The sequence below is a fragment of the Streptococcus oralis genome (assembly GCF_901543815.1).
Classification (GTDB): Bacteria; Bacillota; Bacilli; order Lactobacillales; family Streptococcaceae; genus Streptococcus; species Streptococcus oralis_CM.
This window is the reverse complement of the sequence record NZ_CABEIU010000002.1, coordinates 157501-182607: the sequence shown is the minus strand read 5'-3', so window position 1 is coordinate 182607 and position 25107 is coordinate 157501. Positions and strand designations below refer to the sequence as shown.

At 38.9% G+C, this 25107-nt stretch carries 33 protein-coding genes and 3 pseudogenes (1 of these 36 only partly in view); 6 read left to right on the top strand and 30 right to left on the bottom strand.

Annotated features, from left to right (window positions below; all coding sequences use genetic code 11):
* Position 1 precedes the first annotated feature (1 nt).
* The 22 genes from FQT28_RS01055 to FQT28_RS00950 all read right to left on the bottom strand — a co-directional run bounded on the left by FQT28_RS01055 (position 2) and on the right by FQT28_RS00950 (position 12171).
* Positions 2-1642, bottom strand: a complete 1641-nt coding sequence (locus FQT28_RS01055; protein WP_143989139.1) for a terminase TerL endonuclease subunit — start codon at positions 1640-1642, stop codon at positions 2-4.
* Positions 1639-1977 (bottom strand): hypothetical protein, encoded by a 339-nt coding sequence (locus tag FQT28_RS01050; RefSeq protein ID WP_000393461.1) that lies wholly within the window; start codon positions 1975-1977, stop codon positions 1639-1641. The genes FQT28_RS01055 and FQT28_RS01050 overlap by 4 nt, the downstream gene beginning before the upstream one ends.
* Positions 1978-2082: 105 nt before the next feature.
* On the bottom strand, positions 2083-2397 hold the full coding sequence (locus FQT28_RS01045) for an HNH endonuclease (protein WP_143989138.1): 315 nt from the start codon (positions 2395-2397) through the stop codon (positions 2083-2085).
* Positions 2390-2617: a hypothetical protein gene (locus FQT28_RS01040; protein WP_143989137.1), complete on the bottom strand. Its 228-nt coding sequence runs from the start codon at positions 2615-2617 to the stop codon at positions 2390-2392. Before FQT28_RS01040 ends, FQT28_RS01045 begins: the two co-directional genes overlap by 8 nt.
* Positions 2618-2782: 165 nt before the next feature.
* The gene (locus tag FQT28_RS01035; protein WP_143989136.1) at positions 2783-3349 is read right to left on the bottom strand and encodes a tyrosine-type recombinase/integrase; all 567 of its coding nucleotides are present in this window, start codon (positions 3347-3349) and stop codon (positions 2783-2785) included.
* Between the two features lie 115 nt (positions 3350-3464).
* A complete protein-coding gene (locus FQT28_RS01030) occupies positions 3465-3929 on the bottom strand; it encodes a hypothetical protein (protein WP_143989135.1) in 465 nt (154 codons plus the stop codon).
* Positions 3911-4264 carry a helix-turn-helix domain-containing protein gene (locus tag FQT28_RS01025; RefSeq protein WP_143989134.1) on the bottom strand — a complete coding sequence of 118 codons (354 nt, stop codon included), beginning with the start codon at positions 4262-4264 and terminating at the stop codon, positions 3911-3913. The genes FQT28_RS01030 and FQT28_RS01025 overlap by 19 nt, the downstream gene beginning before the upstream one ends.
* A 16-nt stretch (positions 4265-4280) precedes the next feature.
* Complete coding sequence (locus FQT28_RS01020) at positions 4281-4634, bottom strand: hypothetical protein (RefSeq protein ID WP_143989133.1); 354 nt, start codon at positions 4632-4634, stop codon at positions 4281-4283.
* A complete protein-coding gene (locus FQT28_RS01015; RefSeq protein WP_143989132.1) occupies positions 4631-4951 on the bottom strand; it encodes a 3-dehydroquinate synthase in 321 nt (106 codons plus the stop codon). The genes FQT28_RS01020 and FQT28_RS01015 overlap by 4 nt, the downstream gene beginning before the upstream one ends.
* An 8-nt stretch (positions 4952-4959) precedes the next feature.
* Positions 4960-5238 (bottom strand): hypothetical protein, encoded by a 279-nt coding sequence (locus tag FQT28_RS01010; RefSeq protein ID WP_143989131.1) that lies wholly within the window; start codon positions 5236-5238, stop codon positions 4960-4962.
* 1 nt (position 5239) lies between these two features.
* Positions 5240-5731 carry a MazG-like family protein gene (locus tag FQT28_RS01005; protein WP_143989130.1) on the bottom strand — a complete coding sequence of 164 codons (492 nt, stop codon included), beginning with the start codon at positions 5729-5731 and terminating at the stop codon, positions 5240-5242.
* A 1-nt stretch (position 5732) separates the two neighbouring features.
* Positions 5733-6020, bottom strand: a complete 288-nt coding sequence (locus tag FQT28_RS01000; protein ID WP_075229570.1) for a hypothetical protein — start codon at positions 6018-6020, stop codon at positions 5733-5735.
* Positions 6013-6240, bottom strand: a complete 228-nt coding sequence (locus FQT28_RS00995; RefSeq protein ID WP_143989129.1) for a hypothetical protein — start codon at positions 6238-6240, stop codon at positions 6013-6015. Before FQT28_RS00995 ends, FQT28_RS01000 begins: the two co-directional genes overlap by 8 nt.
* Positions 6233-7006, bottom strand: a complete 774-nt coding sequence (locus FQT28_RS00990) for a class I SAM-dependent methyltransferase (protein ID WP_185952371.1) — start codon at positions 7004-7006, stop codon at positions 6233-6235. The genes FQT28_RS00995 and FQT28_RS00990 overlap by 8 nt, the downstream gene beginning before the upstream one ends.
* Positions 7007-7027: 21 nt before the next feature.
* Entirely contained in the window at positions 7028-7702 is a 675-nt protein-coding gene (locus tag FQT28_RS00985; protein WP_143989128.1) for a DNA methyltransferase, read from the bottom strand.
* On the bottom strand, positions 7702-8523 hold the full coding sequence (locus FQT28_RS00980; protein ID WP_143989127.1) for an ATP-binding protein: 822 nt from the start codon (positions 8521-8523) through the stop codon (positions 7702-7704). Before FQT28_RS00980 ends, FQT28_RS00985 begins: the two co-directional genes overlap by 1 nt.
* A complete protein-coding gene (locus tag FQT28_RS00975) occupies positions 8524-9282 on the bottom strand; it encodes a conserved phage C-terminal domain-containing protein (RefSeq protein ID WP_143989126.1) in 759 nt (252 codons plus the stop codon). It abuts the gene before it with no gap.
* 2 nt (positions 9283-9284) lie between these two features.
* Positions 9285-10619, bottom strand: coding sequence for a replicative DNA helicase (gene dnaB / locus FQT28_RS00970; RefSeq protein WP_143989125.1), 1335 nt, complete (start codon positions 10617-10619; stop codon positions 9285-9287).
* A 3-nt stretch (positions 10620-10622) separates the two neighbouring features.
* Positions 10623-10955: a hypothetical protein gene (locus FQT28_RS00965; RefSeq protein WP_185952339.1), complete on the bottom strand. Its 333-nt coding sequence runs from the start codon at positions 10953-10955 to the stop codon at positions 10623-10625.
* Positions 10952-11380 (bottom strand): hypothetical protein, encoded by a 429-nt coding sequence (locus tag FQT28_RS00960; protein WP_143989123.1) that lies wholly within the window; start codon positions 11378-11380, stop codon positions 10952-10954. The genes FQT28_RS00965 and FQT28_RS00960 overlap by 4 nt, the downstream gene beginning before the upstream one ends.
* A 9-nt stretch (positions 11381-11389) precedes the next feature.
* Positions 11390-11680: a hypothetical protein gene (locus FQT28_RS00955; protein ID WP_000398535.1), complete on the bottom strand. Its 291-nt coding sequence runs from the start codon at positions 11678-11680 to the stop codon at positions 11390-11392.
* A gap of 266 nt (positions 11681-11946) precedes the next feature.
* Positions 11947-12171: a DUF739 family protein gene (locus FQT28_RS00950; protein WP_143989122.1), complete on the bottom strand. Its 225-nt coding sequence runs from the start codon at positions 12169-12171 to the stop codon at positions 11947-11949.
* Positions 12172-12345: 174 nt separating this feature from the next.
* Here FQT28_RS00950 and FQT28_RS00945 point away from each other — a divergent pair, with 174 nt between their 5' ends.
* From FQT28_RS00945 to FQT28_RS00930, 4 genes and pseudogenes are all read left to right on the top strand, one after another.
* On the top strand, positions 12346-13128 hold the full coding sequence (locus FQT28_RS00945) for a S24 family peptidase (protein WP_143989121.1): 783 nt from the start codon (positions 12346-12348) through the stop codon (positions 13126-13128).
* A gap of 15 nt (positions 13129-13143) precedes the next feature.
* Entirely contained in the window at positions 13144-13926 is a 783-nt protein-coding gene (locus FQT28_RS00940; protein WP_143989120.1) for a hypothetical protein, read from the top strand.
* A gap of 160 nt (positions 13927-14086) precedes the next feature.
* Positions 14087-15232 (top strand): site-specific integrase, encoded by a 1146-nt coding sequence (locus tag FQT28_RS00935; protein ID WP_143989119.1) that lies wholly within the window; start codon positions 14087-14089, stop codon positions 15230-15232.
* A gap of 106 nt (positions 15233-15338) precedes the next feature.
* Positions 15339-16195 (top strand): annotated as a pseudogene (locus FQT28_RS00930) (DUF975 family protein).
* A gap of 40 nt (positions 16196-16235) precedes the next feature.
* Here the strand turns inward: FQT28_RS00930 and FQT28_RS00925 are convergent.
* The 8 genes and pseudogenes from FQT28_RS00925 to FQT28_RS00890 form a co-directional block, all read right to left on the bottom strand.
* The gene (locus tag FQT28_RS00925; protein ID WP_125450603.1) at positions 16236-16598 is read right to left on the bottom strand and encodes a DUF1304 domain-containing protein; all 363 of its coding nucleotides are present in this window, start codon (positions 16596-16598) and stop codon (positions 16236-16238) included.
* Between the two features lie 10 nt (positions 16599-16608).
* On the bottom strand, positions 16609-17034 hold the full coding sequence (locus FQT28_RS00920; protein WP_000723482.1) for a MarR family winged helix-turn-helix transcriptional regulator: 426 nt from the start codon (positions 17032-17034) through the stop codon (positions 16609-16611).
* A gap of 158 nt (positions 17035-17192) precedes the next feature.
* Positions 17193-18056 (bottom strand): DUF2262 domain-containing protein, encoded by an 864-nt coding sequence (locus tag FQT28_RS00915; RefSeq protein WP_000184913.1) that lies wholly within the window; start codon positions 18054-18056, stop codon positions 17193-17195.
* A gap of 149 nt (positions 18057-18205) precedes the next feature.
* Positions 18206-19408, bottom strand: a pseudogene (locus FQT28_RS00910) (LysM peptidoglycan-binding domain-containing protein).
* Between the two features lie 165 nt (positions 19409-19573).
* On the bottom strand, positions 19574-20194 hold the full coding sequence (locus FQT28_RS00905) for an HAD family hydrolase (RefSeq protein ID WP_125450602.1): 621 nt from the start codon (positions 20192-20194) through the stop codon (positions 19574-19576).
* Between the two features lie 3 nt (positions 20195-20197).
* Positions 20198-21478: an MATE family efflux transporter gene (locus tag FQT28_RS00900; RefSeq protein WP_125450601.1), complete on the bottom strand. Its 1281-nt coding sequence runs from the start codon at positions 21476-21478 to the stop codon at positions 20198-20200.
* A 60-nt stretch (positions 21479-21538) separates the two neighbouring features.
* Entirely contained in the window at positions 21539-23023 is a 1485-nt protein-coding gene (thrC, locus tag FQT28_RS00895) for a threonine synthase (RefSeq protein ID WP_125450600.1), read from the bottom strand.
* Positions 23024-23097: 74 nt separating this feature from the next.
* Positions 23098-24375 carry a glutamate-cysteine ligase family protein gene (locus FQT28_RS00890; RefSeq protein ID WP_125450599.1) on the bottom strand — a complete coding sequence of 426 codons (1278 nt, stop codon included), beginning with the start codon at positions 24373-24375 and terminating at the stop codon, positions 23098-23100.
* Positions 24376-24597: 222 nt separating this feature from the next.
* On the opposite strand from FQT28_RS00890, the gene FQT28_RS10265 reads away from it, so the two are divergent.
* Positions 24598-24876 carry a hypothetical protein gene (locus FQT28_RS10265; protein ID WP_419991822.1) on the top strand — a complete coding sequence of 93 codons (279 nt, stop codon included), beginning with the start codon at positions 24598-24600 and terminating at the stop codon, positions 24874-24876.
* Between the two features lie 15 nt (positions 24877-24891).
* A pseudogene (locus FQT28_RS10260) lies at positions 24892-25107 on the top strand (IS3 family transposase) (its annotated part continues 51 nt past the right edge of the window); the annotation flags it as partial.

Below are 25107 nucleotides of genomic sequence, written 5' to 3'. Positions count from 1 at the left end.
ATTAAAAATCCCAACTATCAATCATGTCAAGGAATTCCCCGACATTCGACTCTTGCACTATCTCACGCTTGTAGAGAGCAGCTATCAAAGCGTGGAACCCATCCGTCTTTCTTCTGACAGGTTCTTTCTTCAAGAAACGCTTATTGCCATCCTTGTCCTCTTTGACGTAGGTATTATCCGTATACCAAATCATTGAATTATCACCCTCAAAGATAAAACGCTCGTTTGCAAATCCATCTTCAATAATTGGCGCAACCTTGGATTGAATCGCCCCAGGATTGCGCAAAAACTCATAGTCAAAGCCAGCCTCTTCCAAAAGAGGCTTCAACAAATCCATTCTGAAACCATCGGCGCATACAAGCTCAATCTGATAAAGATTTCTCCATTCGACCAGCTTAGCAATCAAAAGCCGTGGGTCAATACTAGGACCATCCACAATCGTAAACAAGCCTCTGTCTGCCCATTCTTGGATAGGAGCTTTTAGCTTGAAAGCTTTCAAAAATGCTTTGCGAGCAAATGAATGTTGTTTCCAGATGAACTCATCCCCATTCTTAAATAGCAAACCAACGCTTGCAAAGTCTCGGATGCTTGCATAGTCAAACCCTGCAACACATGAGCGACCCTTTAAGTCGATACCAGGAGACCGTAAACAAGCTACCAACTTATCCCGAGAGGTTACATCTTTCTCAAGGTCTGCTTCAGGAAGGTTCATCCGTTTTGTCATGAACTCCTGACGGCCAGACGGTTCCAGCTCAAGGTCATCATAGTCGGCCTTAGTTCTCGCAAGAAGCCTTTTGGCGTAAGGAGTGCTTTCATCCAACATCGGATTTGCCTTTGGCCAGTTCTTCATGTCGTCCACTTCATCCGCATTGTCTAGTTTGCAGATAAAAGGGAATAGTCTGAAATCATCAATCTCTCCATTCAAGATTTGCATAGACTTCTCTATCAGCTTGTCGTAAAATCCCTCACGCACATACCCATTCGTCCCATTATAGAAAGTCCGAGCATGAGCAATCTTACCAAGACCAGACCTTTGGACCTTCACAGCCTTATCATCTTCAAACTGGTGAATCTCATCAAACTCAAGACAACCATCACGAGCAGAGTCCATAGTCTTCGGATTGTTCGTCCGAAAAGAAAAGACCGAGTTGTTCGCTCGACCTGTGATAGACATTTTAGTTAGATAGAAATGGCCCTCAAGACCACGCCTTTGGATAGTCTCATAGACTTCCTCAAAAGAAACCTTCCCTTGTTTCTCAGAGTTAGCAGTGATAGTCACATCATAATCTCTGATAGGGTAGATAGGACTGATAAAGAACGAAGACCTGGCAGACATGAAACCATTCTTACCACCTCCACGAGCAAGAGTGTATAGATATTCGTCAAAGTGTGGCTCCCCGTCCTCCTTCCGAAAAAGAAAAATGAACGGAGTCAAAAAAAGCTGGTACTTAGCCAGAGGAAAAAAGTTCTTTTCCGTAAACCGAATGAACTTGTCAATCAAGTCATTATCAAAATATAGATCATCACGAGGATAGATTTTCTCCTTGATGATTTTAAACAGCAACTTTCTTTCCTTGTTGACAACAATTTCTCCACGCTCGGCCATTTTGATATATTCATCAACCAACGGATGAGAAATCATAACAGATCACTTCCAGACGTCGGTTTCTCAACAGGAGAGTTTTCAACCTCAAAATCAAATGACCGCTCAATAGCTAAAAGCTGATTGCTTGTTGTGTTGATTTCCTTGATGAGAGAATTCGCTTTTTGGAATCTCTGTTGCCCATTGTGAACCGTGATGACCAATCCGTCTTCATGAAGTTTGGCTTTCAGCTCATAGAGCAGTCTGACGAGATAAAGATAACGATTCACTTTTTCGTACTGGATCGCATCCTTTTTTCTAGGACTAAAATATCCGATTTTAGAAAGTAGCTGATTTTCTAATTCTTTTATATTTTTTTCTGAGTATTCTTCCATTACCCCCCACCCCCTTTAATTTTTCGTTAAAAATTTGGACAGTTAACCCCTCCCACCGGTTCCCAAAACCTTAAAAACACTGGATTTTTTTGACCGGGGGTGTTGTCATCCCCAAAATTCATCTGTTCTGAAATTTTTCTCAATCATTTTTTTTGATTTTCGAAATTGAAAGCGGCCGTGACGTTTATTGTGACATTCTTTACATAGAGTTCTTAAGTTATCTAAGTCAAGAGCGAACTCTGGATAGAACTCTAGCTCCTTAATGTGGTCAACCTCTAAGTTCTCTGTCATGACTTTGCCTTCATCTTTGCACCAAACACATTCGTTGTGATCGCGTTCGAGTGCAAGCTTGCGAAGTGCTCTCCATTCATCAGAATTATAAAACTCTGTTCTGTCTGCTCTTGTTGAAACTTCAATCATTGTATTTAAAATCCGTTGCTTTGTTTCCGCATTCGGCTAAAAGCCTGATAGATTTTGATGCAGATTCCGCCGATGTGAGACTTTTTAGCAAAGCGTTTTGAAAACTTTGAACGCTGTCTTTGTTTGGAATTTCAAAAGATAAAAAGTACTCATTGTTTTTTTCTTTGGTTGTTTTATTTGCATTTAAGTTACAAAAAAACTTTTTTAAAAAACTTATCATTTTACAGCAAACTCCTTTATTTTTATAGTTCTAATTCCTTGTTTTACATATTCTAGTGAACTCGCTACATGAGTTTTAACTCAGATTTATCAAGTGTTTATCCTGCATACATGAAATGAAATCATCATAACCTCAAAACAATGAATTGATATTAAAATAAAAAAATTAAAAGCCTTGAAACTTCGTCATGGCTCGGTCTTGTGAATCTTGGTTTTTGCCAATATATCGTAAGGAAATACTCTGGCTTGAGTGGTTCAAAAGGTCCATTATCAGAGCGACATCTTTGGTTTGCTCGTACATGAATAAACCAAAGGTCTTTCTCATCGAGTGAGTTGCTATGTTTTCTAGACCGACTTCTTCAGCAGCTCTTTTGATAATCTTATAAGCTGTGTTAGGCTTTATGTGCTGATGCTTTCCGTTTCGGCTTGGAAAGAGGAAGTCTTCATCTTTCTTGTCTTTGATATACTGCCTCATAGCATTCTTGAATTTCTTTGGCATCTTTCGTTTGGTTGGCTTGTCTGTCTTTTCATCGACGATCTGGACATGCCAGCCTTTAACGTGCTTTACTTTTAGTTTAACAATATCACCAATACGAAACCCCAGATTGACACCAGACAAGAAGAGCATGAGGTTACGTTGTCTATCTGAATCTTTGACTGCGCTATGCAATGTCAGCCATTCAATCATAAGCTGAACATCATCTCTATTTCTGATTGGTTCAACAACTACCACATATCCTCACCTCCTTTTTTATGCACAAAAAAAGCAGAGGTTTCCTCTCTGCTATTCTTCATGATACTAATTTAGCACATTGTTTTTGTCAATTCTATATGTTTTTTTGACAACTTTACATAAAAAGCAAATTTGAAAGTGTATCAAGAATGACTTCACGTCTTCTGTAAATCTGCTTGCTATGCCTATACAAGTAGCCAGTTTCGCCATTTTCCATAATATGCCAAACTTGAATCCAGTCATATCCAGTATGTTCTCCCCAGCGAAGATAAAAGATTTTTTTGTCATCTGGTTCTAGACTTTCTAGTAATTGGGAGATAGCATTTTGGAGATTTTCTAGTCTTAAAATCATAGGATCGCTTGCATAAGCAACCGCTAGATTCTCTGACCTGTTGACGAATGTCCCACTGCCACTTGCTCCAGTATCATCAATACCAGGAACAGTAAGATGCTTAACTTCATACAAACGTTCTAGCTCATGCCTTCGTTGGCCGATAAGTTTGTCAATCTTTAAATATTTATCATCGAGTTCAAACTCAAGATAATCTCTTCGTGCCTTTGTTAAGTTCTTTTTGACCAAGCCTTACCTCCCATATATCTTTTACTTTTAATCCACTTGATAATCTTACCGTCGTTATTGTTATTGTGATAATCTGGCAGTCTTGCTGTTGTACTCTCTTTGTAGACCACTTTTTCAACTACCTGGATTGCAGGCATCATTTCATCATCTATCCACCCTACAAGCCAAGCAGGATTTACATCATAGGTTTTAGCAATCATTTCAATTTGCTTAATAGATGGATATCCACCTCGCTCATACAAGTGAATTGTATTTTGAGAAACACCCGTATCCCTAGCCATATCTTTGACAGAGAGCCCTAGGTCCTCTCTAAGTTCTTTTAATCTCAGTTCCATGCTATGAACCTCCTTCCTAAGTAACTATTTTGTAAAATTCTTCCAGACACATGTTCGACCAAATGAAATGATTGCTTTCTAAAAGCTTCTCGCTCCCCATTTTTTCAATTCTTTGATAAAGCCTGATTTTAAACAACGCTTGATTTTGTTTCGAAAACCTAGTTCCTTTTACTGGTAATGTTGCTATAAACGATAATGCTTCACCATAAGCGCGAATTACACATTTTGCTAATATATCACTGTTTTCCCCTTCTCTAACAACAATTGACACATTAATTGGTTCGTAATTTAAAATCTCAGCGAATTCGACTCTATCTTGTTTGTTATCTGTCTTTTGAGAGCCTGAATACGGATATTTTTTTGGTCTCATTGTTTATCCCCTTCCTTATTCTCTAAAACAGCATCTTGTGTAAAAGTATTGCCAATTTTATAGTATTTGTATTCCTCAGCTGTCACTTCAAATGTTTCTTCAACGTGCTTATTTCCTACATGTCCAGAAACGACCAGAATATATCTTCTTTTGGTTCTGGTTGGTACCAGTACCGAGCTTTTTCCTGTCATGACAGGTATGAATGTCGTGTGAGGTTCATCAATGTACTTGTCTACAACCGTCCCACTCGAAATCTGGTGACATGCTACGAGTAAGGATGCGAATAAAACAATACATAGGATTTTAAAATTTTTCATGAATACCCTCACAAGAACAAACTAGCTAACCATATCAAAAATGCACATGTAATAATTTTTGATATACTGCTTTTTACAGCATACGAATAATCCTCTTCAGATTCTTTTTTGCTAGATAGCACAGGCCAGATGAAAGATAGTAGTGCATCCATCCCTAATGCTTGCCAGACTGTAATTTTACCAACTGGAACCATTGTTGTGATAATCTCATTCCATCCGTACTGAACCACAAATGGCGATACAACGATTACAAATACCGCCCCAATAATAATTCCTAGTCTTTTCATTTTATAAATCCTCCTCTTTTACAAACACTCCGTCAATCATCTTACCTTTGCGGTCCTTAATGACTTCATAAGCTTCTTCTAAGCAACTTTCAGCTGTAGTTCCATTACAAAATGAAACCGTACTAACCACACTGTCAAGAAACATCAAGTCTGCTTTGATTAAAGGAATCTGTGTCTCATTGTGACAGACATGAGCGTATAACTTCTGAGCGATATTACCTAGACTAGAAACCATCAGCAACAATTCAAGTTCCTGTTGATTGGCTGAAATCTGAGCCCCGTTCTTGATCTGTTGATCAAGTCCAATCAAAACTACCTGGATGTCTCCGAGCGCATCATAAATCAGTTCAGATTTATCCTTTGCAATGCCCTCAAACAGTTCTCCTGATTCTTCCATGAGCTTCAAGAACTGTTTGACAGGATTTGCTTCATGTAGATTTCTGTCAACAAACCACTGTTGAACCTTTTCTTCCAAATTCATTTTTGTATTCATCTCACTTTTCCTCCACTTCTTTAAATGATTCCATTGTCTGAATAATTTTTTCTAACATAGATTTATGTAATGTGATGTAATTGTTTTTCTTCACTTGTCCACAGAATATACAAATTCGTTTGCCAAGGTAATTACATTTTCCGTCTGAACGGTAACTTTCATCTGCTTCAATTTGTTCTTTATTAGCTGAGCTAACAAGAATTACTTCATCAGACTCGTTCCAATCAGGAATTCCCATACATTTGTGAAAATTCTCAAATGCTAAATCTGTTAAAATATCTCTAGCCATTCGTTTCCTCTCTTTTCTTCGTAATCAAGTAGTAGCAGTCAACTGATCCGTAGTCAATCCTAATGTTCTCACCACTCATGCTTTTCCGAAATCGTGGATGACTGATTTCTGAGTAACTAGCTTGATGTTTCTTTAATTCGTTAATTGCGCTATGTATGTGACCAAAACTCCCAATGAGTATCTTGTGGTGACTGTTATAAATGAAGTAGAGTTCAATCATATTTACTAAACTCCTTGTAAATTTTTTCAAAGATTTCTGACACCAATTTTTCAGGTATATTAGATCTCTCGTTGTATGATTTTGAGAAATTCTTCCACTCTATGTCCTGCTTGACAATTTTATTTTTAAGATTAAGTTCAATATTACTTCCAAAAATTGTCCGTTTTTGTAAAGGATAATCATAATTATTGTATCTAGCTAGGTTTTTGTATGGAATTCTGAATCCAATAATGTCCTCGATGTAAGGCCACAGTCTGTCAGCTGCTGGATTCTCAATAACCCAAAATTGTGGTCTATATCTTTTTATGATTTCTATTGTGTTGAAAGCTGTTAGCTCGCCATTGACCCTTTTTAAAAATTGCCTGTCGTACTGATAATTTATATAGGCTGACTCATAATCCTGATTTGCCCTGATCGTGAACGGTGAAGGTCTTACTTGTGGAGCGAACAAGCTATCAGAAACATCATTGCGTTTCCAACACGCATTTCCATTTTCCATTGCAGAAGCATTTGACCATGATTCGCATGGTGGACTAGCAATAATCAAGTCAGGTTTTGGTAATTTGTCTAACTCACCAAAGAGCGTATTGTCACCAAATAAACGTTTGTAATCAGCAAGGTCCAGATTCATGAAATGATTGTTCTTGTTTTCTATATCCATTCCGATTGAATAGATTTCAATATTCGCCCCCCCCGAACTATTCAGAGAGTTAGCGCCATTGAAGTAAGAACCATTTCCACTATCAAAAAGCGCCCAAACTGTCATTTTTTTAATGATCAATACCTCCTAAAATAACTTCAACTGCTTCTCATAAGCATCAAGCCTCTGTTTAGCAAGGTTGAAGATGTCTCCGTCTAACTCACAGCCTACATACTCAAAACCTAATTCTTGACAAGCGATCAAACTACTTGCTGAACCGACATGAGTATCAAGAATCTTATCTCCGTCTTTTGCATAGTTTTGTAGCAACCAAAGATAAAGATTAATTGGTTTTTGAGTCGGATGGATTCTAACCTCATTCAATACCTTATTTCCTTGCTGAATATGGCCTTCAGATATTGACTTGCCTTGCATCATACCATTCCACATATAGCGAAACAGCCGTGTACTATCATGTAAGCTGCAGTATGCTATCTCACAATCTGAAAAACTTGAATGACCATTAACTTTGTCCCAAACGATACGGCCAGAACCAAAAGAATAGTCGAAGTAGTTCACACCCCAAATAATTTGATTTTTAGATACCCTAAAAAGTTCATCAAAATAATCTCTATTTGGAATTTGCCACTCTGAGGTTTTGCCATACAGTCTATTGACACCAATCGGACTAACTTTTCGACCATAGTATTCTCTTTTTTCTGGACCAGAAAAATAAGGTGGATCAACAATAGCTAGGTCGAAGTAATCATCAGGATATTGTTTCATGATGTCCATACAATCGTTGTTAAAAAACTCTCTCATCAATACCTCCTATCCTTCATCCCAGAAGGATAGACAAAGCACCTGCCTGTCGCTCCCTCAAAGATGCGACTTGATAGAGCACCATTTCCAAAATCGTCCGAGTAAAGCTCCTTGATCTCTTCGCTACTCAAATTCGTGTTGATAATCGTATTGGTCCGATTATCCAGGATCTTGAACAATATCTGATGCGCCCACTCATTCCGCTTCGTATCAGCCTTGCGACTCTCTTTCCCGAGGTCGTCCAAGAAAAGGAAGTCAACCTCAGACAGTAGCTTGACCATCTTTGCTTCTGAAAAACCATTGTCAAATTCAAAGCTTTCTCGAATCTTGTCAAACAAGATCACAACTGACACAAAGAGCACGCTTTTCGGCTCATCATAAGACTTAAATTGCTCATTGAGAAACCGAGCAAAACCATAGGTCAGATGACTCTTACCAACACCAGAAGGCCCAGTGATGATAGCATTCCCAGCCTCACCTTTAGCATAGCTACGTTCCAACCGTTTCACAAAATTCACCGCATTTTCATCAATGTCAACTCGAATTTCATAATCATGTAATGACTTGCTGGCCAGCTTACTTGAAACAATACTATCGCGAGCAAAGACCTCGTAAGTATCTGATAGCTTGCTTTTAACTTCAGATTCCATATTCAGCTGCTTTTCAAAACGTTGGATATTCTCTTTCTCGCATTCAGGACATTGACTAATTTCCTCAACCTTGCCCTTAACAGGGATTTTAACAGACCAAAGATGGCATCCATGGATTTCACAGACATCATCAAGAACCGTTCTAGTTTTGAATTGTTTAAACTGTTTCATCTAAAATCCTAGCCTTTCGTCAACCGTACTAGTCAAGATTGTAGAGCGTTTTGGCATAGGATGATTCAGATAATTGTCCATCTTATTGCCGAAAAGCGTTTGTGGTTGCAGATACTGTTCATACTCTGTACCTTTCCATTTAGCAACCATGATATCCACAACCTTTTTAAAATCTTCAAGGACATATCCTTCTTTCAGTCTTGCTTTGATAAATTTTTGATGACTAGCAGTATTTACCTTGAAATTCTTTTTTGCTTTAGAATTTAGATAATTGATCACTTCACTACAAATAGATAATTTATTGTTATTATCTATCTCGTTATTATCAGTCTTGTTTGTCTGTAAAAATTCCAGTTCCGATACTGTAGTTTTTACAGTTCCAGACTGTAAAATTTCCAGTTCCGATACTGTACTATTTACAGTACCGTCAACAGCGCTTATATAGATCCTGTTAGGTAGGTTATTCCCCTGCCTAACTTCTTTTAATAACCCTACATCCTTCAATTCTTTTTTGAATTTGATGATTGTCTTTTCGCTACTATTCAAATCAACCATAAGTTGTTCATTAGTGTAGTACTGAAATACATTGCCATCTCGGTCATGCCATCCATTCTTTATTGAGAGCTCTAGTCTTCCAAATAAAAGCATGTACAAGAGTTTTGCATGATTGCTTAATGACTTGTATTTCTCATCATAGATGAATGGCTTTGGAAATTTGAAAAACGATAAGAAACCAGTGACTTCACTTTTTTTAATCATTTCTACTCCTCCACACTTGAAAATTTTGTGTACTCTTTGTGAAAATACAACTTCACTGTTCCGAGACTACCATGCCGATTCTTTTCCAGGATCAGTTCTGTTACGTTGTTTGCTTCTTGACTGTCTGCCTGTTCCTTCTGATAGTAGGCATCACGATACAAGAAAGCTACAATATCTGCATCTTGTTCAATCGAACCTGACTCTCGCAAATCTGCTAGCATCGGGCGCTTGTCTTGTCTCTGCTCCACTGCCCGGCTTAACTGTGACAGGGCAATGACAGGTACTTTCAAGTCCTTAGCTAGGATTTTCAATTCTCTTGAAATCTCAGAAACCACCTGCTGACGATTCTCCCCTTTTGACCCCGTGATCAACTGCAAGTAGTCAATGATAATGACTCCAAGGCCTCCCATTTCCTGGGCAAGTTTACGAGTCTTTGACCGTATCTCTGAAATCCGAATACCTGCCGTATCATCTACGAAGATAGGTGCATCATAGAGATTCCCTTGTGCATGCACTAGCCTACTCCATTCCTCAACACTCAGATTCCCAGTTTTGAGATGATACCCTTCTACCATGCCCTCAGATGCTAACATCCGCTCAATCAAGCTTTCCGCCCCCATCTCAAGAGAGAAAATAGCAACAGGCTTTTTCTCTTTTACAGCGATGTACTGAGCGATATTCAGAGCTAGCGCCGTCTTCCCCATTGCAGGACGAGCAGCAAGGATGATAAGATTATCCTCATGAAGACCAGTCGTTATCTTGTCTAGTCCATCAAATCCAGTAGATAAACCTGTCACAACTCCATCTGTCTGCGATCTGGTCTCGACCATCTGCATGTGTGTATCAAGGATATCAGCCACATTGCGAAATCCTGTACCTGTATTCTGATTGCTGATGTCAAGCATGGACTTTTCGATCTTAGCAATGATGTCGCTAATCGATACATCGCCCTGATAAGCATTCGAAAGGGAGTCAGATAGGTCCGCTATCATCTTTCGGAGTGTAGCCTTTTCTTTCACAAGCTTTGCGTAATGCTCCACATTTTTTGAAGTTGGTGTTGAATTCACCAACTCGACAATGTAGGTGATACCCCCGATTTTTGAAATATCTCCTTGATTCGTGAGGGCAGAGCCCATAGTCGTAGCATCGATTGGCTCACCTTTTTCAAACAAAGACAACATGGTTTTAAACACAATCTTATTGGCAGGCTTGTAAAAATCATCAGGAGTCAATTCATCTGCTAGAGTGATAAGTGATTCGGGGGAGATGAAGACTGAACCAAGAACAGACTGTTCAGCAGCTAAATCATGAGGTAATATTCTAAAATCATCACTCATGCGCTATTCCCCCCAATATTTTTCTAGATCAACATTCATCACTGCAGCAAAGTTCTTTTGCTCGGTTAAGATTTGTCTGCGATAAGGAGCAAGACCAGCTTGTCGCTCCTCCTCATTTCGTGGCAAGTAGTATCCGTTTGGCTTCATCTTCTTAGCTACGATAGGATGCCCAAAATTGACACGCAGGCTTTCGATAATTTCTTCTACCTTACGTTTTGAGAGCCCAGTTTCTAAACGAATTTCACTGGCTTGGATTGGCAAGTCGAAGGTCGCACAATTGATAATCATGTTTAAGACACGAATTTCTGACTCATTCATACTGCGACTAACACTCATGTCTTTGCCCTCCATTTTCTTGGATTCTGACGGAAATCCATGGTCATTTCCTGATAAAGCAAACGCCCATTTTCTTCTAAGAGATTGGCATTTTGACTTCTTAGAAGATCATTATTTCTTGCTTCTTCCTGGTAGTCGTTAGCCAGTCTGTCATAATCTTCGATGCATGCTCTAAAAAATTGTGGTACGTCCTCAATCGATGAAGCAAGTCCTACAGGCGGCTGAGTGTCATAGGTGAATCTCCTGTCGCTATTTTTCAAGTTTCTTCGGGCAACTTCTCCGAAATCTTCTGTTTTTTCAATGATGACTACTACATTTTGTTCATCCGATTTTTCATTTTTAGCAGTCAGTAGCATCAGGATAAAGATCCCGATAAAGATAGCCGCCAAGCCAAGCAATTGGCTTGTTAAAGTTGGTTCTGTCATTTTTTCTCCTTATGCTCTCAATTTCCGTACTTGTTTTTCTAACTCTAAAATCTCATAAACATCATTGACATCGTACATAATATCTTTCCCTTGCTTACGAAATCGTAATCCTTTGCGTTCTAACTTCTTAATATAGCCGTGAGTAAAGCCGAACTTCTTCATCAAAGCCTGTTGATTGATTGGCATACGATCATTCTCTAACTGCTCCTTGACCTGCTTTTCAGCAAAGGCCAATAATTGATTCGTGAACAATTCAGCACTTTCGCCGTCCAATCGTAATTGTAACGTTATACCTTCCATTTTCTACATCCTCTCAACTATGCGGGCAAGCATTTTTGTGATATAATGGTTTTAATTATTTAAGTATGCGCCTGATTGCTGTCAGGTGCTTTTTTGTTTATACAATATTACTTTCCATCGCCCTGAGTTCAATCTCATGGCTAACTTGTTTTAATAGCTTCTCACACGCTATTTTAGCTTCTCTGTACGTTGTAGATTCACTGATAAAGAATCAGCAAGTTCAATGATTTTATCTTCCATTTGACCCCCCATCTATTTCGAAATGTTCAAGCGTCTTGAACCTCAAGCTTAAAAAAATAATCTCCTATTTGATTAGCTGGAATAAGCAACAAATTACAAGCTGTTGTAATTTCGTTGTTTTTCCAGTAACGTTGATTATTTAATTTAAGTGAAATACTTCGTTCTGAAAGATCCATAGCTTTAGCGAACTTTTTCTGGCTATTAAAAATTTCAGTAATTCTTCCGTTCAATTTTGAATAATCAAATTTCATTTATTCTCCTTTCTACCTTTTGTTCAAATTATTTGAACTTTTGTGATTATAATTCTACTCTTTATTTTTTTGCTTGTCAACACCTAAGTTCATTTTTTTTGAACTTTTTTTACTTTTTGCTTGAACTTTTGTTCAAATATCTATATAATTACTATTGAGAACGGAGTGTTAAATATGAAAACTACAACATCTTTACGACTAAAACAAATTCTATCTGAAAGAAATCTTAGACAAGTAGATATCTTAAATAGTTCTTTACCACTTCAAAAGGAACTTGGTATCAAAATGGGGAAGAGTGCTTTGTCACAATATGTTTCAGGAAAGTCTTCTCCTGATCAAGATAAACTTGTATTATTATCTAAAACATTGGGTGTTTCTGAAGCTTGGTTAATGGGATACAATGTTCCTATGTCAGACGATACTCCTGTCCAAGAGTTGAAAATCCCTACTTCCCCTCTTGTTCAAAAAATAACTGAAAAAGCTGTCAAGCTAACTGCCCCTAGAAAACAAAAAGTTTTGGATTTTACAGAAAACCAATTGCGTGAGCAGTCTAACAAAGTTATTTCGTTAGAGGAAAATTTGTTTGAATTTAAAGTGTATGAAAAGCTATCAGCTGGTACTGGATTTTCATACTTCAACGATGGGAACTATGATACTGTTTTTTATGACAAAGACCTAGACCACGATTTTGCTTCTTGGGTTTTCGGGGATTCTATGGAGCCTAAGTATATGAATGGGGAGGTCGTTCTTATCAAAGAAACAGGGTTTGACTATGATGGTGCTGTTTATGCAGTTGATTGGGATGGCCAAACTTATATCAAGAAAGTTTATAAAGAAAAAGACGGTCTTAGACTCGTCTCTATCAATAAAAAATATAAAGATAAATTCGCACCATTCGAAGAAGATCCAAGGATCATTGGAAAAATTATCGGAAACTTCATGCCAATTGAAAATTAAAATCAAGGTGATCACATGTTACATTTCTCTACTAATCTTACTGAAAAGGAAATCAAAGTACTAATAGACGAACACAGAAGAACAATTAGTAAACTGGAAAACCAAAGGTCTTTAATAGCCTTTTTGGTTTTGCTGACCTTAATTTCTGTTTTTCTGCTTGGCATCGTTGGAAATATACTACTAACAATTTTCTCTTTTATTATCGGTAGTTTAGTTCTTCTCTTTTTGATTGGTATTTTTCCTAGGCAATCTAATACTGATCATCTAGAGGATGAAATTGAAGAACTGAATAAACTATTATCTATTCGAGTAGAAAATAGATTAAAACAAGAAGAAATTGATAAGAGAACTATTTATGATGTTATTCTGAAAGTGAAAGGAATATCTTATCGCCAAGAAGCTTTCTCAGATTTATGTCAAGAGCTTATAAGAGAATCAGATGATATCCCTTATTTAGGATACACATCTAAAGAAATTAAAGAGGAATTAATTTTTGAAGATAGATTTTACAAATATTCCCCTTTTGAACTTTCAGATGTAGACTTTGTCCCTGAAGTGGATAATCAATTTGACCCTGATGCAGTTAAAATTGTGGTTCGAGGTTATCACTTAGGCTATGTGACTAAGTCCAAAAGTAGAAAAGTATTAAGATTAACCACAGATTCAAATAATGAAGTTGTGAAAATTGCTAAAATTTATGGTGGTGATTACAAAGATATTGATCCAGAAAGTGATAAACTTCGTACTGTCAAGGATTCATTCAAGATACGAATTAAGTTGAAAGTCTTAAAAAAATAAAAAATCCCCACACTCTCCGACGGCCATCTTTTAGTGTGAGGTTTTAACCTTCCATGTGACAAGCAATGGAAAGGATGATAAAAAAATACAACTATAGTTTATCATAAGTTCTACACCTTTTCAACTATGCGGGCAAGCAATCGAAAAGAAAGGACTTTTTATGATAAAAAAATACATTACAAAAAAAGGAGAGACTAGATACCTCTTTCAAACATACCTGGGCATAGACCCTGCAACTGGAAAAGAAAAACGCACAACAAGACGTGGTTTTAAAACTATAAAAGAGGCAAAGGTTGCCGAACGTGACCTTCTCTTAGACGTTGAAGAGAATGGTTTTTCAAACAATGAAGATTTCCAGAACCCTACTTTTGCTGAAGTCGCTGATTTGTGGCTTGATAGCTATAAAAGCACTGTAAAACCAACAACATATCAGAACGTTAAGAAAAAACTTAATGTTATGATTGACTCATATTTTACAGATATGAAGATTCAGCAAATCAGCGTAGCTTATTGTCAAAAGGTTGCTATCAAGTTAAGTAATCGCTATATCCTATATGCTAATTACTACTCTGTCATCAGCCGTATTTTCAAGTATGCCGCTTCTCTTGACATCATTAAGTCAAATCCCTTAGACAAGATTATCAAGCCTAAAAATAAACCCTTAAAGGGCAAAGAAAACTACTATACAAAACAGGAACTAACGAAGTTCCTTAAAGTTTACAAAGCAAATTGTAAGCCAGTAGACTATACCTTTTTTCACTTACTCGCTTTTTCTGGATTGAGAACTGGAGAAGCAATCGGCCTCATGTGGTCAGATGTTGACTTTGAAAATAAACGGTTAAGCATTTCTCGCACGGCTGTCGTGATTGGTAAAAAACAAACTGTTCAGGATCCTAAAACCAAAAGGAGTAAGAGGGTTATCACCTTAGATGATGAAACTCTGAATGTTTTGAAACTCTGGAAACGACAGCAAATAAAAGAATATTTCCAGGCTGGTGTGCCTTACAAACATGATTCAAATTATATTTTTACGAATGACATAGGGGGATGGCTTTTAGCCGCAACTATGAAAGTGAAGCTTAGCAGATTCTTTTGTAAACACAAAGATCTTAAAAAAATTTCGCCTCACGGATTTAGGCATACACATGCTTCTCTTCTGTTTGAAGCTGGTGTTACAGCGAAAATCATTTCAGATAGACTCGGTCACAATAATGTTCAAATCACCCTTGATATGTATACCCACATCAATGATAATCAACGTGTTGAAGTCGTTGACCAGTTCATGGATTTCATCCGCTCCAGCTAAAAGTAAAGTCGTATTCAATCTCGTATTCACTTTTGCTTAACACGCTATAAGTCCACTGGTTTCAAAGGATTAGCAAGCTATGTACTATTTATGGTATAATGAAAGAATGAAATACCCAAAAATTGATTTAAAAACCATTCGCCTGCAGACGAGGCAATTTCAGGCTGAGAATCCCCGCCTCTTTCTCGTCTATCTCTTACCTAGCATACTGGTCATCTTATCAGGCTTTCTCAACCCCTTGGCTCGTCTCCAAGAAAGTGTTTTAGAGCAATCCTTTTTCAGCATGCTGGCACAAGTGCTCCAAGCCTATCTCTTCCCACTAGTGGTTTCTTTTTGAGCTCGATTTTTCTAGCAAGCGCTGCCTTTACGACACTCAGACTCCTCAAGGATCCTGATACGGAACTCTCAGTAAAATCAAGCCTGGCTCTCTTTGCTGAAGAGCGCTTCTCGCAAACCTTCCTGACTCTGCTCCTCAAACGTTTCTACCTTTTTTTATGGAGCATTCCAAACTTAGTAGGCGTTTATTTTCTTTTTTATAGCAATCTCTTGGCTCGAAGATTTGTTGCCCTACATCCTGAATTTCCTAATCTTGACCTCTCATCCGTTGAAACCGAGCAATTCCTTATGACCTTTGGGCTCTACTTTTTCGCGAGCCTCATCTTGATGATTGTGGGCAATCTCCTCTACGTACCGCAACATTATGCTTACTCGCAGGTAGAATTCCTCCTCTGCGACACTCTGGATTTAGGACAGGCTAAACCCCATCAAATCCTGAAAACCAGCCGTTTCTTGATGAAAGGATACAAGTTCCAACGCTTTCTCCTCGACTTACAACTACTCCCTTGGTACTTCCTCAACTGGATTACTTTTGGGATTGCTAGTTTTTCAATCCTTCCCTATATCCAAAACAATCACATCTTCTTTTACAGAGCCCTACTAGCTCGTAAACGTCGAAATGGATAAGAGCATACAAAAACCAGCGTCGTTCAAAACGCTGGTTTTCTTATTTCAAAAGTAACATACTCAGCAGAGTCAAAATAGCAGGCCCACCTTGCTTCAGAATAATCTTCTTGTCTGCTGTCAGAGAACCATAGATCGCTGCACCAAGCACAAATAAAACAAAGATAGTCACAATTTCCAAACTTTGTGAGAAATAAATCCCATACAAGAGAAAGACACCTATCAAAGCATTATAAATCCCTTGGTTTTTAAACAGTGAGGTGACAGAGGGTCTAGTCAACTCTTCCTTGTCCATATTAAAGACTCGGCTGGTTGCATCTGATTGGGTTGCCATACTCTCCAAATAAAAGATATAAAAATGTTCGAGGGCAACAAGGGTTGCTAAAATAGTAGTAATGATTGACATCGTTTTCTCCTTAAAATTCTATTTTTTCTAGACCTGACACTAGTTTCGTCAGTAAAGTTGTTAGCTCTTTCTGCTCGGCTGTCGATAAGATGCTCTCCATCTGTTCCTTCACTCGCAAATGATGTTTAGGCGGACTGACTAAGAGTTGATTCTTGGCTTCTTGGGTTAATTCAACTAAGACTTCTCGCTGATTGGCCGGATTACGCTTGCGACTGACATAGCCCTCTGACTCTAGTATCTTAAAATGACGGGTCAAGGCCGCCTGGTCGATTTGCAACTTCTCCTGAACGGCAATCTGGTTGCAGGGTGACTGCTGCAGTAAAAACTGCAAGATTTGATAGCGGGTCAAACTAATTCCCAATTGTTTCTCAAAAAGTTGAGTGATCATCTGATCTGTTAAATGGAGCTGGTACAGTAAGTCGTTAATTTTTTTCATTTCTACCTCCTTGCGTACACTTGATTTATCAACTATTGAGCTATCAAGTATATTACAGAAAGATTAAAAACGCAACTATTTTGCTTACTCACGAAAAATAGCCTCTTGGTTTCAATCCCAAAAGGCTATTATTTCTATATTCTAGATAAAATCCAGCACTAACCTACCAAATCTGCTCGAAGGATTTCTCCCTCTTTATCAATGACAACTTCGATGGCATGGCCTGCAAAAATTTCCTCGCTATCATCATAGTAGAGGGTCAATTCCCCGTCTTCGTTGATCGATAGTTCACTTAAGGAAAGAGAGTTGGTAAAATACTCTTCTGTTAACTCCACATCATTTTCATCTGAATCTATCCAGTCTTGAGCTGTTTCCCACAGTTCTTTGACAATATAGTCTTTAATCCGAGTATCTTGAACTTGGAAAGTTCCCATAAATTTCTTTAGATCATCAAAAGAACTTGGAGGGAGACTTTCATCTGCACTCGCAGCAAAGATAGCATGAATCTTACCACCCTCGTAAGTGATAAATCCTTCAAACCAAGAATAGGCTCTGTTTAAGGTGAATTCGCCAATATCGTCTTGAATGATGACCGGTTTTTGATAGGTTTCAATCAAGGTCTCTAACCTAGAGTCTGAGGATTGGTCATCTAGGTATTCCAGCAAGTGGTAGCAGTTATTAGCTACTTCTGACATATATGGCTCTAACTCCATGAAGGGGCGTTTTTGACATTTGATATGATGAATTTTGTAGGGTTCAAAACTAAAGCCCCATCTCTTTTCTTCAAATTCCTCAGGAGTCAATACCCATTCCAAACGTCCCTCACGTTCAGAAAATTCCTGGGTTGCAACATTGACACTAGCTTTAAAATGAACGGACGGCATTTTACAACCATCTTTTAAAGAAGCGGCCCCAGTTACATTTTGGAGGGTAAAAATCAAGAATTCGACAATTTCACCACAAAATTCCTCTTCAAAATCATCTCTTGTTTTCTCAAATGGAGTTTTTAATCGATTTGTCATTCACTTCATCCTTTCTCTCTATGCTTAAAAGCGTTAGTATAGTTTTGTATCCGCTTACATTTTAACATGTTTTAGATTTTATTTCACTTATCGACACTATTTTACACAAAAAGAAGCTACACTTTTAAATGTATAGCTTCTTATTATTCTTAATTCATTGATACGTGAACGTGGTCATAGTGGTTTTCGGTCACACTACCACGATCCGGCATTGGATTCCACGTGTAGGCTGGTCCATATTTACTATCATATGGAGCGTAGAAACGTTGCTTCCAGATGATGTAGTTGATACCACGGCTAGCCATATTTTGAACCGCGTATTCCGCGATTTGATCACCAAGTGCTGAACTCACTGGGACCATAAAGTCGATGGCCAATCCTTTACCATGGTCTCCACTGTCACCAGGACGGTAGCCGCTAAAGGATGTAATTCCAAACAAATTGGCAATTTCTTCTTTGAAGGCTGCAGTTTGTGGTTGAAGACCAGCATTCTCAGACTTAGCTACAGCAAGTCCTGCATAGTCAGGAGCCGCTGGAGCTGAATAAGTTCTTGAAGGAGCTTGGCTTTGCTCTGCTTGATAAGTCAAAGTTGTAGTATCAGAATTTGTTGTTTCTTCTGCTGCACTTGTTCCTGTTGTATCAGCAGGCGTTTCAGTTGCTGGAGCAGCTGCTACTGGTGCTTCTGCTGGAGTTGTTGCTGCCGTTTCTTCGGTAGCTGGATTCGCAGTTTGAGGAGCTTCTTCTTCAACTAGGCGAGTTGTTTCTGCTACTGGTGCTTCCGCTGGAGTCGTTTCAGCTGTTTCTTCAGCTACAGGTGTTTCTGTAGATGGTGTCTCCTCAGCAACTGTCGCTGTCTCAGAAACTTCTGAACTTGGCGCTACTTCTGTTGGTTTTTCAGTCTCTGTTACAGTTGGAGCTTCCTCAATCGGTTGAGAAAGGTCTTCTACTTGAACTGTTTTTTCATCGACTGTCACTTGATTTTTCGTCAAATCAGCTGTCGCAGTTGTCACTTCTTCACTAGCATCTGCTTGAGGAGTTTGGATTTCAACTTCCGTTACCTCTTCTGCCTCATTGACAGTTGTAGTGAGGACAGTATCTGGGAAAATCAAGTCCATATTGGTGATTTTGTTCAAATTTGCAAGAACTGTGACATCTACACCCAAGGCTTCTGCAATGGTGCTCAAGGTATCACCATACTGTACTGTATAGCTTGTTTTGTTGTTCGTTTTAGTCAAATCGTTTTGGATTTGCTCAACACTACGTGCAGTTCAAAGGACTTCTTCTGCTTGGGTTGCCAATACTGGGGCAAATGACAAGGCTACTGTTGAGGCAAAAATCATTCTTTTCTTCATTCGTTCATATTCCTTTCAAATGAGTACCCGTCTATCATAACACAAAAAAAGCAGAAAAAAAGCCCTCTCGGGCCTATTTAATAGAACTGTCTATTCCTTGTAACAAACTCGATTACTTGAAATAGTTTGTTAGGTCTCTGTCACACAACTGACACAATCTTATCGTTACTTACTCTCAAAAATATGAAGAATATCTGCCAGTGCTTGAATCATGTGGTTGCCTTCAAAAGAAGATTCTAAAAAGTTGATGCTTTGAATACCGCTATTCTGGGCAAATTCCACATCCAAAGTCCGGTCCCCTATATAATAGGTCTTCTCAGGATTCAGCTGATACTTGTCTAGCAGATAGTTAGTCGCTTCTGGACTGGGCTTGCGTGCAAAACCACTCTGACTGGTTAGAATCTCTGTGAAATAAGACTCCAACCCCAAGTCTCTTAGGATAGTAAAAGCATTGTCCCCCTTATGAGTATAGACAAACTGCTGAATCCCTGCTTGGTCTGCCCAAGCTAGCACTTCACGCGCACCTGGCATCAAAACTACCTGAGCATTCTTCTCAGACAGACTCTGGGCACGCACCTGATTGAGCACTTCCGCATCCAACTTTCGCTCTTCTGCCACCTGCTCCAGCAAATCCTGCACAGAATACTTGAGGATAAAGTCTCTCACTTTCTCCTTATCATAAGGAATAGCAAACTGACCAAAAGTCTCCTCAATCCCTGATAAAATCGCTTCGTAAGAGTCCAATAAAGTCCCGTCTAAATCCCAAATAAAGGCTATTTTTTGCATCTCCTATCCTTTCAACATCATATAACGTTGGTAACGGTAACGAAGAAATAACCAGCGAAAACCATTATCCAAGAGAGTCCCTGCCCAAATACCAGGCAAGCCCCAACCAAGAACAATACCCATCAGATAGGCTGTCCCTATGCGGATACACCACATCCCAATACTTGTCGCATAAAAGGGAAGGCGAGCATTCCCCAATCCCTGCCAAACTGCCGTATAAATAACTGTCCCTGTCGCCATAGGAGTTCCTAGTAGAGAGAAAAGTGTCACTAGAACACTAGCCTCAACAGCTAGAGAATCCGTCGTATAGAGATGAGTTAGTGGTATCCCTAAGGCATAGATACTGAAAGTTAAGGGCAACATGAGAAGTAGAGAAAGCCAAAAGGTTTGCTTGCTTACCTTGTCTACTCTTTTCCAGTTATTCTCTCCAACTGCTCGAGCCACCTGCATGACCGTTGCCGTAGCGACGCCAAAGGCAGGCATGTAGTTAAACTGGGTCAAGACTTCTCCGACTGCATTTCCAGCTACTGCCTCCGTCCCAAAAGAAACAACTAAGGCAATGATGACGACATCTCCAGCTCTCATCATGAGACGTTCTCCTGCTGCCGGTATAGCCAAAGTCAACAAATTCTTATCTAAACCAAAAGTCGGTTTCTCAAAAGGTAGCTTTAATTGCGACCACAAAATCACAAGACCAACTAAACGAGACAGAATAGTCCCCCAAGCAACACCCGCTATCCCCATATCAAGAACAAAAATAGCTAGACTGGAAAAAAGAATATTCAAGGCATTGGATAAAAGACTAACATAGAGAGGTAGACGTGGATTATGCGTTGAACGAATCAAGGCACCCAAACTGGTCATCAAGCCCAAGAGAACAATCGATCCGCCTACTAAAGATAGGTAGAGTCCACCACTTTCGGCCACAGCCTGCTCAGTTCCCAAAAGTCCTATCATCTCTTGCCCAGCAAAGATGGATAAAGCGCCTAAAAGCCCACTCAGCAATAGGGTTATCTTGAGAGCCTCTGTCACGTGATAAGCCAGCTTCGACTGATCTTTCTGCCCCATACTTTTTGAAATAACACTGGAAATAGCAGCTCCCAGAGCGATGAAAATCGCCTGATAAATCGTGATAATATTGCCAGCCACTGAAACACCTGAAATAGCGATTAAGCCCAAGTGAGCGACCAAGTAACTGTCCACCATTCCCATGAGCATTTGCAAAAAGTTTTCACCCATAGCTGGCAATGCAATATTAAGAATGTCTTTATTTTTCTTAAACAATCCTTCCTCCTGATGAAAAGAAACTCAGTTGGTTTCCCAACCGAGTTTACTCTCTCTGTCTTAAAGTCCTAGATAAGCCTCCACCGCTGCTTGCATATCAGCAGCCGCTACAGTTGTCTTGTGACGAACAGGAGCTGTTTCAAGGCCATCAACCGCTGGTGGCACTGCCACTCCTGAAATGTCATGTAATTGAGCCAAGGCTTCAAAGTCTGTCAAGCCTACTTTTCCTGTTACAGCTTCTACTGCAACCACTGGGAACTTGTATGGACTAGCGGTTGAAGCAATCACTGTCTTAGTCGCATCGCCAGTAGCCACTTGGTATTTTCTATAAACAGCTGAGGCAACCGCCGTATGTGGGTCCTCGATATAGGCGTCTGTTTGATAAACTCGTTTAATTTCTGCCGCAGTTTCTTCCTCAGTCGCATATTCAGCTGCAAAGAGTTCCAGAATCGCTGCATCAAAGTCTGTCAATTCATATTGTCCTTGTGTACTCAAGGCATTCATGAGTTCAGCTGTCTTAACCGCATCATTCCCCAAAAGATGGAAAATCAAGCGCTCCAAGTTTGAAGATACCAAGATATCCATAGATGGGCTAGTCGTTACCTTAAACTCACGTTTCTTATCGTAAACACGTGTTTTAAAGAAGTCAGTTAAAACATTATTGTCATTTGAAGCACAGATCAATTTGCCAACTGGCAGACCAAGTTGTTTGGCATAAAAGGCAGCCAATATATTTCCAAAATTTCCTGTTGGTACTGTGAAGTTGACCTTTTCACCAGCCACAATCTCACCAGTCTTGACCAACTGAGCGTAGGCATAGACATAATAAACAACCTGTGGTACCAAACGACCAATATTCATAGAGTTAGCTGATGAAAATTGCAGTTTATTAGCAGCCAACTTTTCACGAAGAGTTACATCGTTAAACATATGTTTGACGTTAGTTTGCGCATCGTCAAAGTTACCATCAATAGCGATAACATGAGTATTGTCGCCAGTCTGAGTAGTCATTTGCAACTCTTGTACCTTGCTGACACCATCCTTTGGATAAAAGACGATAATTTCAGTTCCAGGCACATCCGCAAACCCTGCCATAGCAGCTTTTCCAGTATCACCAGATGTCGCTGTCAAAATGACAATCTTGTTCTCTAAACCATGCTTTTTAGCGGCTGTCGTCATAAAGTATGGCAAGATAGACAAGGCCATATCCTTAAAGGCAATCGTTGAACCATGGAACAATTCCAAGTTGTATTGCCCATCCAGTTTCACCAATGGCGCAATAGCTGGAGTATCAAACTTGCTATCGTAGGCATTGTTGATACAGTAGTCCAACTCCTCTGCAGTAAAGTCATCTAAAAATGCTGACAAAACTAACTTAGCAACTTCCTGGTAAGAAGCATCTTTCAATTTTTCAAAGTCCAAATCTACCTTTGGATAAGTAAGCGGTGTAAACAAACCACCATCCAACGCCAAACCTTGCAAAATAGCTTGGCTGGCAGTTACTGTATTATTCGCATCCCGCGTTGATTGATAAACTAATGTCATAATCTCTATCCTTTATCTATAGTCCATTCCATTATATCATGATTTTTCAGAAAATTCTCCCTTTATAAGAGAAATTATAGGCTCAATTCTTCTTTCAAAGGCTGTAAATAGGTCATTTCATGCTGGCCTCTCTTCTCCAGTCCTTCCTCAGCAAGAAGGAGTAAGCCTTTTGAAAACTCAACAATTGCAGATTCTTCCTCATCTGTGAGTTTTTTCTTAGAAAATTGCCGTCTCAATGACTTGTAATCACGACCAAATGTGATAAAAAATGGAGCAGCTCGCAAGTAAGCTTCTAACTTATCTAAATTAACTAATAATCCCAAGTGAAAGGCAGCAGAAGCAAAAGTCCTATCAAGCGGCTGAGTACACACACTACGAAACTCAATAGTCCCTCTAGTTGTTAAGTCTTGGTACTGGTAACTACGGTGTGTCTGAAAGTCCTTCTCCTGAGGATAAAGAAGGATCTCTTTCCCATCAAGGGCGAAAGCACGAATTTCCGAGGTTCCTAAGTAATCTTTTGCTCGAATTGGATAAAAATAATAGGTTTCACCATCCCGTTCCGCAGTAAAAATCGCAGAGTGATCCAGATAATCAAAAAAATCATTCTCATCTTTGAAGAGTCTGGCATTAACACCTACATTTTCAGGATAAATCCCATGCATAGACTCTTCCCAAAAAATATCCCTAGAAATCTTGGTATTCCAATCTTCCCCTGAAAACTCTGAATTGGCAAACAAATAAGCTTTGGCTGCTTCAATCTGAGTAAAAGCGTTAATGACCCGCAGAAAGTTAGACTTTGAAACATCCAGTTGAACTTGGCTCCCACAGATAAAAGCACCATATTGCAGGTAATCGTGCAAATCCGTTCTTGGAACGGTTCTGCTCAACTTCAAATAGTTCATCAACATCTGATAGCGTGCAGAAGCAACTGGTTGATTCTCATTCTTCTCCCAGTAGGGATGGATTCCAGAACCAACTATGGCATGATTTGTTTCACCCAACTTTTTCTGAATCAGATCCATGTAATCTCTAAAACGCTCCTCAACCTCTTGAATGGATTTAGCCCTACCAAAAGCAAACTCAATGGTCGTATAAGCAACTTCAAATAAGATAGTATCCTGACTGACTGGGTCAAGCAACTGAATTGGATTCCCAAAATCATCTACTTTTTCGATAGTAAATCCCAGTACTGATGGTAAATACCGAAAGAGATTCTTAACAACTTCACCATCTGTAGCTTTACCCTCTAAATTTACAATAGGATATTCTAACTCAATCCCAATAAATAAATCTGAGTTCTCTTTTATATTCTTTAAGTAACGTTTCTTTAGTAATTCAACAGACCGAGACATTAATCACCAAACTCTTTCATAATCAAAATAAATTGTGAATAAGTAATATTATACCAAAATTCCTTTCAAAAACAATTAGAATGACACTCAAAAATAATTATTGAGCCTTTATGACACTTTAAAAAAGATAGAATTTAGTAGGAAATCATAACCCCCCGTCTATGTGCTGATCCTTAAACGTTAGACCGAAAAAATCTAACTTTTGGGTGTTTTATTATAAAATTGAGTTATGAAGATAAAGTTCAAATCTATGAACTAAGAAAACAAGGAATCAGCTTAAAGCGTCTTTCAGAAAAATATGGGATTAATCTTTCAAATCTTAGATACTTAATCCAGTTGATTGACCGTTACGGAATAGAAAGTATCAAGAAAGGGAAAAACCGTTACTATTTCGCTGAATTAAAGCAAGAAATGATTGATAAAGTTCTGCTGGAAGGTTGTTCACAAAGAAATGTTTCTCTCGATTTTGCACTTCCAAGTAGTGGAATGCTTCCAAATTAGCTGACACAATACTAACACGATTCTTATCGTCGATTCCTAAAGAGTAAAGGAATTCAAGCATCCATGTCACGCAAGGGCAACAGCCCAAACAACGGTATGATGGAGTCCTTCTTCGGTATTTTGAAATCAGAGATGTTTTATGGATATGTGAGGATGTTTCAGTCGCTTGAAGATTTGGAGAAAACCATTGTAAACTACATCGATTACTACAACAACAAACGAATCAAAGCC